8 protein-coding genes are annotated in these 8,118 nt (G+C 68.1%); all 8 read left to right on the forward strand.

Translation table 11 applies throughout. The features are described from left to right. Positions 1–291 (forward strand): hydrogenase maturation nickel metallochaperone HypA/HybF (locus AC1D1S_RS17050; protein WP_476995002.1); only part of this gene is annotated, 291 nt, incomplete at its 5' end. A gap of 2 nt (positions 292–293) precedes the next feature. After that, positions 294–1,226, forward strand: a complete 933-nt coding sequence (hypB, locus tag AC1D1S_RS17055; RefSeq protein ID WP_476995003.1) for a hydrogenase nickel incorporation protein HypB — start codon at positions 294–296, stop codon at positions 1,224–1,226. Between the two features lie 55 nt (positions 1,227–1,281). Further along, positions 1,282–2,340 carry an NADH-quinone oxidoreductase subunit B family protein gene (locus tag AC1D1S_RS17060; RefSeq protein WP_476995004.1) on the forward strand — a complete coding sequence of 353 codons (1,059 nt, stop codon included), beginning with the start codon at positions 1,282–1,284 and terminating at the stop codon, positions 2,338–2,340. A 25-nt stretch (positions 2,341–2,365) separates the two neighbouring features. Beyond that, entirely contained in the window at positions 2,366–4,159 is a 1,794-nt protein-coding gene (locus tag AC1D1S_RS17065; RefSeq protein WP_476995005.1) for a nickel-dependent hydrogenase large subunit, read from the forward strand. A gap of 6 nt (positions 4,160–4,165) precedes the next feature. Further along, positions 4,166–5,140: a NifU family protein gene (locus AC1D1S_RS17070; RefSeq protein WP_476995006.1), complete on the forward strand. Its 975-nt coding sequence runs from the start codon at positions 4,166–4,168 to the stop codon at positions 5,138–5,140. 43 nt (positions 5,141–5,183) lie between these two features. After that, positions 5,184–5,921 carry a DUF5947 family protein gene (locus tag AC1D1S_RS17075; RefSeq protein ID WP_476995007.1) on the forward strand — a complete coding sequence of 246 codons (738 nt, stop codon included), beginning with the start codon at positions 5,184–5,186 and terminating at the stop codon, positions 5,919–5,921. Then, positions 5,914–6,555, forward strand: coding sequence for a DUF6084 family protein (locus AC1D1S_RS17080; RefSeq protein ID WP_476995008.1), 642 nt, complete (start codon positions 5,914–5,916; stop codon positions 6,553–6,555). Before AC1D1S_RS17075 ends, AC1D1S_RS17080 begins: the two co-directional genes overlap by 8 nt. Next, complete coding sequence (locus AC1D1S_RS17085) at positions 6,552–8,066, forward strand: hypothetical protein (protein WP_476995009.1); 1,515 nt, start codon at positions 6,552–6,554, stop codon at positions 8,064–8,066. Before AC1D1S_RS17080 ends, AC1D1S_RS17085 begins: the two co-directional genes overlap by 4 nt. Positions 8,067–8,118 lie beyond the last annotated feature (52 nt).

Here is an 8,118-nt window from a genome sequence, read left to right on the forward strand (position 1 = left end):
GTCCTGGACCGGACCGGCGGCCGCTCCGTGACGGGCGTCAACCTGCGGATCGGGCCCTTGAGCGGCGTCCTCCCGGACGCCGTGCGCTTTTGCTTCGAAGTCGTTTCAGCTGACACGCCGCTGGCCGGGGCAACCCTGACGATCGATGAATCCGAGGGCCGGGCCAGATGCCGCAGCTGCCGCGACGAGTTCGTCCTTGAGGACATGTTTCTGCTCTGCCCCTGCGGCAGTGCCGATGTCGAAGTCGTCAGTGGCCGGGAGCTCCTGGTCACCTCGGTGGAGGTTGCGTAGACATGTGTGCGACGTGCGGATGCGGCGACGACGCCGGCACCAGGGTTTCGGACCTCGACGGCACTGTGCACGACATCTTGCCCGCTGCTGCGGCCCCGCACGAACATCCGCACCCGCATCCGCACGAGCATCCGCACGATCACGGCCATCCGCACGATCACGAGCACGATCACGGCCATCCGCGTCCCCAATCCCCCGGGACAGCCGACGCCGGGCACAGCCCCGCGGCGCAAGGACGGACCCTCATCTCCCTGGAGGAGAACCTGCTCGCCAAGAACGACCTCCTGGCCGCACGGAACCGGGGTTGGCTGGAAGGACGCGGCATCCAGGCCTTCAATGTCATGAGTTCCCCAGGGGCCGGCAAGACCACGCTCCTGGTCCGGACCATCAGGGAACTTGCCGGTGCGCTGGACATTGGTGTGATCGAAGGGGACCAGGAGACCTCGCTGGACGCCGACCGGATCCGGTCCACCGGGCGGCCGGTGATACAAATCAACACCGGGGCGGGCTGCCACCTGGATGCCGGGATGCTGCAGCGGGCGCTGGGCGCGCTGGATCCGGTCCCCGGATCGACACTCTTCATCGAAAACGTGGGCAACCTGGTGTGCCCGGCATTGTTCGACCTCGGCGAATCGGCCCGGGTCGTCGTGATCTCAGTTACGGAGGGCGATGACAAACCGCAGAAATACCCCCACATGTTCCTGGCTGCCGACCTGGTGATCATCAACAAAGCAGACCTGCTCCCCTATGTGGAGTTCGACGTCGAACGTTGCGTGCGCCAGGCGCGCCTGCTCAATCCCGGCGTCGACGTCCTGACCCTGTCAGCTACCACCGGCGACGGCATGGACGGCTGGCTGGAGTGGATCCGGAAGAATCCCCACCCGGCGGCGGCTGCCGCCGGGAGTGCGCCGCGCTCTGGCGGACTACGCGTTTGACCGTTGACGCAACATTCGAGCCGCGGCCACAGGGCGGGCTCCGAAGGAGGCAACGATGCCTACAGCTACTGCATTGAAAGCGGAAGAAACCTTGATCCACGTCCTGTGGATCAATGCCGGACTCAGTTGCGACGGTGACTCCGTGGCCCTGACGGCGGCAACCCAGCCAAGCGTCGAGGAGATAGCCCTTGGGGCGCTTCCCGGACTACCCAAGATTGCCATGCACTGGCCGCTGATCGACTTCGAATGCGGCCCGCAGCAAGGCGCCGACGACTTCCTCGAGTGGTTCCGCAAGGCGGACCGCGGCGAGCTGGAGCCGTTTGTGCTGGTGGTGGAGGGGTCCATCCCGAATGAAAAGCTGCACGCCGCGGGCGGCTACTGGGCGGCCTTCGGCAACAACCTCGACACCGGACAGCCGATCACCACCAGCGAGTGGCTGGACCGGCTGGCGCCCAAGGCGACGGCGATCATCGCCGCCGGGACCTGTGCGACCTACGGCGGCATCCATGCCATGGCCGGAAACCCCACCGGCGCCATGGGGGTGCCCGACTATCTCGGGTATGACTGGCGCTCCAAAGCCGGGATCCCGATCGTGTGCGTCCCGGGCTGCCCCATCCAGCCGGACAACCTTTCCGAAACCATGACGTACCTGCTGTATCAGGCCACCGGACAGGCCCCCATGATTCCCCTGGATGAGGCGCTCCGGCCGACCTGGCTGTTTGGCCAGACGGTGCACGAGGGATGCRACCGCGCGGGGTACTACGAACAGGGCGACTTCGCCACCGAATACGGGTCCCCGAAGTGCATCGTCAAGCTCGGCTGCTGGGGACCGGTGGTCAAGTGCAACGTGCCCAAACGCGGCTGGATGAACGGAATCGGCGGCTGCCCCAACGTAGGCGGCATCTGCATCGGCTGCACAATGCCGGGCTTCCCGGACAAATTCATGCCGTTCATGGACGAACCTCCCGGCGGCAAGCTGTCGACCGCGTCGGTCATGCCGTACGGCAAGACCATCAGGACACTGCGGAACATCACGAAGCACACGCTGGACCAGGAACCCCGCTGGCGCAAACCCGGTAATGATCTGCTGACCGGCGCCAAGCGGACCTGGTAGGGACGCTAGGCAGAGAGGCAATGCAATGACTTCGACGATTCCGATGCCCTCGGCGGACGGTACCGCGGGCGAGAACCTGGTGGAGATGGCCTGGGACCCGATCACAAGGATCGTCGGCAGCCTCGGCATCTACACCAAGGTCGATTTCAAGAACAACCAAGTGGTGGAATGCCACAGCACGTCCTCGATTTTCCGCGGCTATTCCATCTTCATGCGCGGCAAGGACCCCCGGGATGCGCACTTCATCACGAGCCGGATCTGCGGAATCTGTGGCGACAACCACGCCACCTGTTCCTGTTACGCGCAGAACATGGCCTACGGCGTGAAGCCGCCCCACTTGGGCGAATGGATCGTCAACCTGGGCGAGGCCGCCGAGTACATGTTTGACCACAACATCTTCCAGGAGAACCTGGTCGGCGTGGACTACTGCGAAAAGATGGTCTCCGAAACCAACCCGTCGGTGCTGGCCAAAGCCGAGAACACGCCGGCCCCGCACGCCGCTGAGCACGGCTACCGCACCATCGCGGACATCATGCGCTCGCTGAACCCGTTTACCGGGGAGTTCTACCGCGAGGCGCTGCAAGTGAGCCGGATGACCCGGGAAATGTTCTGCCTGATGGAGGGCCGGCATGTCCATCCCTCCACGCTTTACCCCGGCGGCGTGGGCACCGTGGCGACGATCCAGCTGATGACGGACTACATCACCAGGCTCATGCGGTACGTGGAGTTCATGAAGAAGGTCGTGCCGATGCACGATGACCTCTTCGACTTCTTCTATGCGGCCCTGCCCGGGTACGAGCAGGTGGGGCTGCGGCGCACCCTGCTGGGCTGCTGGGGGTCCTTCCAGGACCCGGAGTTCTGCAATTTCGCCTACAAGGACATGACGGAGTGGGGCCGGAAGATGTTCGTCACCCCCGGCGTCGTGGTGGACGGCAAACTCGTGACCACGGACTTGGTGCGCATCAACCTGGGGATCCGGATCATGCTGGGCTCGTCCTACTACGAGGACTGGGGCGACCAGGAAATGTTCGTCACCCGCGACCCGCTGGGCAACCCGGTGGACCGCCGGCACCCTTGGAACCAGCACACCAACCCGCGGCCGCAGAAGCGCGACCTSGAGGACAAGTACAGCTGGGTRATGTCRCCRCGGTGGWMTGACGGCGAAAGCAAYCTGGCGCTGGATACCGGCGGCGGSCCGCTKGCCCGGCTSTGGTCGACCGCCCTTGCCGGCYTCGTCGASACCGGCTACCTCAAGTCAACGGGCAGCAGCGTCCAGATCGAGCTCCCCAAGACTGCGCTGAAGGGCCCGGTGACCCTGGAATGGAAGATCCCGCAGTGGAGCAACACGCTGGAGCGGAACCGCGCCCGGACCTATTTCCAGGCCTACGCGGCGGCCGCCGCCCTGCACTTCGCCGAAAAGGCGCTCGAGGAAATCCGGGCCGGCCGCACCAAGACGTGGGAGTCCTTCGAGGTGCCGGAGGAAGCCATCAGCTGCGGCTTTACCGAAGCCGTCCGCGGTGTGCTCTCGCACCACATGGTGATCCGCGACGGCAAGATCGCCAACTACCATCCCTATCCGCCGACGCCCTGGAACGCCAGCCCGCGCGACTCCGAGGGAACACCGGGCCCGTATGAGGACGCGGTGCAGGGCCAGCCCATCTTCGAGGAGAACGACCGCGATCATTTCAAGGGCATCGACATCATGCGCACCGTCCGCAGCTTCGACCCCTGCCTGCCGTGCGGCGTCCACATGTATCTCGGCGACGGGCAGACGCTGGACTTGCTGCACTCCCCCACGCAGTCGCTCACCGGTGAGTAGCCCGCCATGGACCGGGAGAATCTGTTGGGCTCGGCCGGTGAACGGATCAGTTCCCTCCTGGACGCACTGGGCTCCGGCGGTCCGGTGGCCCGGGACCGGGCGGAGGAACTGGTCCGGCAGGTGACGGAACTCTACGGTGCCGGGCTGGAGCGGATCCTGCACGTGCTCGATTCGCAGGGTGCGCTCGGCCCGGGAACGGTGTCCGCCCTCACCTCCGACCCGTTGGTGTCAGGCCTGCTCCTGATCCACGGGCTGCACCCCGTGGACCTGCCCGGCAGGGTCGCCGGCGCCCTGGACTCGGTCCGGCCCTACCTCGGCTCGCACGGCGGGGATGTGGAACTGCTCGGTATCAGCGAAGAAGGCGTCGTCCGGCTGAGGCTGCTGGGCAGCTGCCAGGGCTGTCCGTCGTCGTCGGTGACGCTCAAGCTCGCCGTCGAGGACGCGATCGAATCTGCGGCGCCCGAGGTGACCGGCATCGAAGTGGAGGAGGCGGCTCCCGCCGCCGTTCCCGCCCTCATCCCGGTCGGCGCCCTGCGCTCGCGGCTGGACGGGCTGGGCGGCCCGCCCGACGGCGGCACTCACAGTGCCGCGCCGGACTGGGCGGTCCCCGACTCCGGCACGCCGGCCTCAGGCACGTGGCGGGCGGTCCCGGCCCTCGCTGAGCTGGAGTCCGGAGCCGTGGCCGGCTTCCTGGTGGCGGGCGTGGAGGTACTTACGTGCCGGATCGGCCCGGACGTCTACGCGTTTGTGGACCGCTGCCCGCGGTGCACCCACACCATGCCGGGCGCCTCGCTGCAGCGGGCTCTGGCTGCCCCGGTGGGCGGGGGGCTGTTGCGCTGCCCGCACTGCCGCAGCCACTACGACGTCCGGAAGGCCGGGGCCTGCCTCGAGGACAAGGCGCTGCATCTTGATCCCCTCCCGCTGCTGCTCCGCGACGGGGTTCCCTCCGTGGCCGTCCCCACCACCGCGGACCCGCTGTGAGGTGCCGGCACATGAATTCCGCGGCACGGGAACGGAGCAGGGCATGACGGCGACGCCGGGAACCGGAAGTCAGCCGGCCGGCAGCGCCGGAAACAACAGCGCCGGAGCCAACAGCGCCGGAGACAGCGCGTCGGCGCTCGCCGTGCTCCGCCGGATAGCGTCCACCCGCCCGGCCCAGCCCGCCGGCGAGCGCTGCGAGATGTGCGCGGAGCCCATCCCGGACGCCCACCAGCACGTGGTGGATCTGGAGAACCGCTCCCTGCTGTGCACGTGCCGGCCCTGCTATCTGCTGTTCACGGACTCGTCGGCCCATCTGCGTTACCGCTCCGTCCCTGACCGCTACCTCTCGTTCGAGCCCTTCGAGCTCGGCCAGGCCCAGTGGGACGAGCTGGAAATCCCGGTGGGGCTGGCATTCTTCTTCTTCAACTCAGCCCTTGGCCGGACGGCCGCTTTCTACCCGAGCCCCGCGGGCGCCACGGAGTCCGAACTTCCCCTGGCTGCCTGGGCGTCGGTCGAGGCGGCCAACCCTGCCATCACCGTGCTCGCCCCCGACACGGAAGCCCTGCTGATCCGCGCCCCCGGCCCCGACCGGGACCGCGCGGACTGCCACCTTGTCCCCATCGATGCGTGCTACGAACTGGTGGGCCGCCTGCGGCGGGTATGGAAGGGCTTCGACGGCGGCCAGGAGTCCCGCCAGGAGCTCGCGGGATTCTTCGACCGGATCAGCCGCCGCAGCAGGCCGGGCGCCCCCGCTGCAGATCTGGAGGGACGCCATGGTTGAGCTCGATTTCAGTGTGCTGGACATCGCCCCGGAGGCCTACGCGGCCGCACCCCAGCTGACCGCCCGCCTGCGGATCCAGGAGAAAAGCGGCGCCGCCGTCCATGCCATGGCCCTCCGGTGCCAGGTGCGGATCCTGGCCCAGCGCCGCGGCTACGACGCCGACGAGGAAGCCGGGCTGCTGGAACTCTTCGGCACCCGCGGACGGTGGCCCACCACGCTCAAGCCCTTCATCTGGATGCACAGCGGCATCCTGGTGCAGGGATTTGCGGACAGTGCCGACGTTGACCTGCCGCTGCCCTGCACGTTCGACTTCGAGGTCGCAGCGGCAAAATACCTGAACTCCCTGCGGGACGGGACGGTCCCGCTGGAGTTCCTCTTCTCCGGGACGGTCTTCACGCGCGGCGCGGCGGGCTTCGGCGTCGAGCAGATTCCCTGGGACCGGGAAACTCGGTACGCCCTGCCCGTGGCGGCCTGGCGGTCGCTGATGGACGCGTTCTTCCCGAACCAGGGATGGATCCGCCTGGACCGCGACGTCCTGGCGGCCCTGGCCAGGTACAAGGCGGTCCACGGCTTGATTTCCTGGGAGGCTGCCATCGAGGGGCTGCTGGCCGGGGCGGGTGACCCGGTGCCGTGAACACCGGACTCAGCCTGGCCCGCGCCGTCGCCGACGCCGTCCTCTACGAGGGATACCTCCTGTACCCCTACCGCGCCTCATCCGCCAAGAACCAGGCCCGCTGGCAGTTCGGCGTGCTCGGGCCACCTGGCGCGGCTGAATCCGGTGCCGGCGAAGAGCCGGACATGGCAGCGGATTGCCTCCTCGAGCCGGGACCCGCGGCCCGGGTCGACGTGCACCTGCGCTTCCTGCACCTCCAGAGCCGCTCCGCCGAACGCGCGGATGCCGGCGGTTTCACGCCCGTCGACGAACTCACCGTCGGCGCCTCCCGGTGGCTTAGCTGGGACGAGGCAACGGATCAGGAGATCACCCTCGGGCCGTACAGCCTCAGTCAGCTTGCCGCGGGCGTGTGCGCGCCGGTGAACGTGCCGGCGAACGAGGACATCGAGCCCGTGCTGGATTCCGCTGGCGCCATTGCCGGCCGGCTTGTGCGCCGGCGGCAGGAGCTTCGTGGCGAGGTGCGCCTGCTGGCGACGCAAATGGCGGCGCCGGGGCACGCCGCCCAAGCCGGCGCCGCGGCGGGGCCGGCCCACGGTCCGCTGTGGCTGCTCAGGGTCACGGTGGAGAACACGGCGGCAGCGGCCACCGACACGCGTTCCGCCATCGAGTACTCGTTCATCGGAGCCCATGTCCTGCTCGCCGTCCACGATGCCGATTTCCTGTCGGTGATCGATCCGCCGGAATGGGCAGCGGCGGCGGCGGCTTCGTGCAGCCAGCACCRCTGCTGGCCCGTGCTCGCCGGCCCCGAAGGGCAGCGCGATGTCCTGCTCCTGTCCCCGATCATCCTCTATGACCATCCGGCGGTGGCACCGGAAAGCACCGTGGAACTGTTCGACGCGACGGAGATCGATGAAATCCTGACCTTGCGGGTGCTCACCCTGACCGATGCGGAAAAGGCGGAGGCCCGGTCAACCGATGCCCGGGCCGCGGCGATCATCGAACGCTGCGAAAACATGACGGCAGAGGAGCTCCAGCAGTTGCACGGCATCCTGCGGAACCCGCACGCCGGTGCGCCCCGCGGCCCCGGGAGCATCGGAGGCGACGGCTTCCCCGGCCCCGCGGCCCCGGCCTATCCGGAGTTCTCAGTTCCGGAATTCTCGGTTCCGGGCGCCTCCGCCGCGGACACCGGCGCCGGCACGCCGTGGTGGGATCCGGCCCGGGACGCCGCCGTGGATCCGGGATCGGACACCGTCTTCATCGACGGCGTCCCGATCTCACGCGGCAGCAGGGTGCGGGTTGTCCCGCTGCGCCGCGCCGACGCCCAAGACCTCTTCTTCGCCGGCAAGTCGGGGCGTGTCACCGGAGTCCACTTCGACGTCGACGGCGGAACGCACGTCGCGGTGGTCCTCGAGGCCGACCCCGCCGCCGAACTGCAGGAGTGGTACGGACGGTATCTGTATTTCGCCCCCGAGGAACTCGTCCCGCTCACCGCGGCGCCGGCCCCGGACAACGGAAAGGAACCATCACCATGAAAGCTCTGGGCATCATGACAGTCGTGCTCTTGCTGGCCGCGGGCCTGGCAGC

Source organism: Arthrobacter sp. P1_A5 (genome assembly GCF_056406825.1).

Bases quoted from the DNA above. Each gene is read 5' to 3' on its own strand.
- AC1D1S_RS17075 (WP_476995007.1), top strand. From the start codon at position 5,184: ATGACGGCGACGCCGGGAACCGGAAGTCAGCCGGCCGGCAGCGCCGGA.
- AC1D1S_RS17070 (WP_476995006.1), top strand. From the start codon at position 4,166: ATGGACCGGGAGAATCTGTTGGGCTCGGCCGGTGAACGGATCAGTTCC.
- hypB (WP_476995003.1), top strand. From the start codon at position 294: ATGTGTGCGACGTGCGGATGCGGCGACGACGCCGGCACCAGGGTTTCG.
- AC1D1S_RS17080 (WP_476995008.1), top strand. From the start codon at position 5,914: ATGGTTGAGCTCGATTTCAGTGTGCTGGACATCGCCCCGGAGGCCTAC.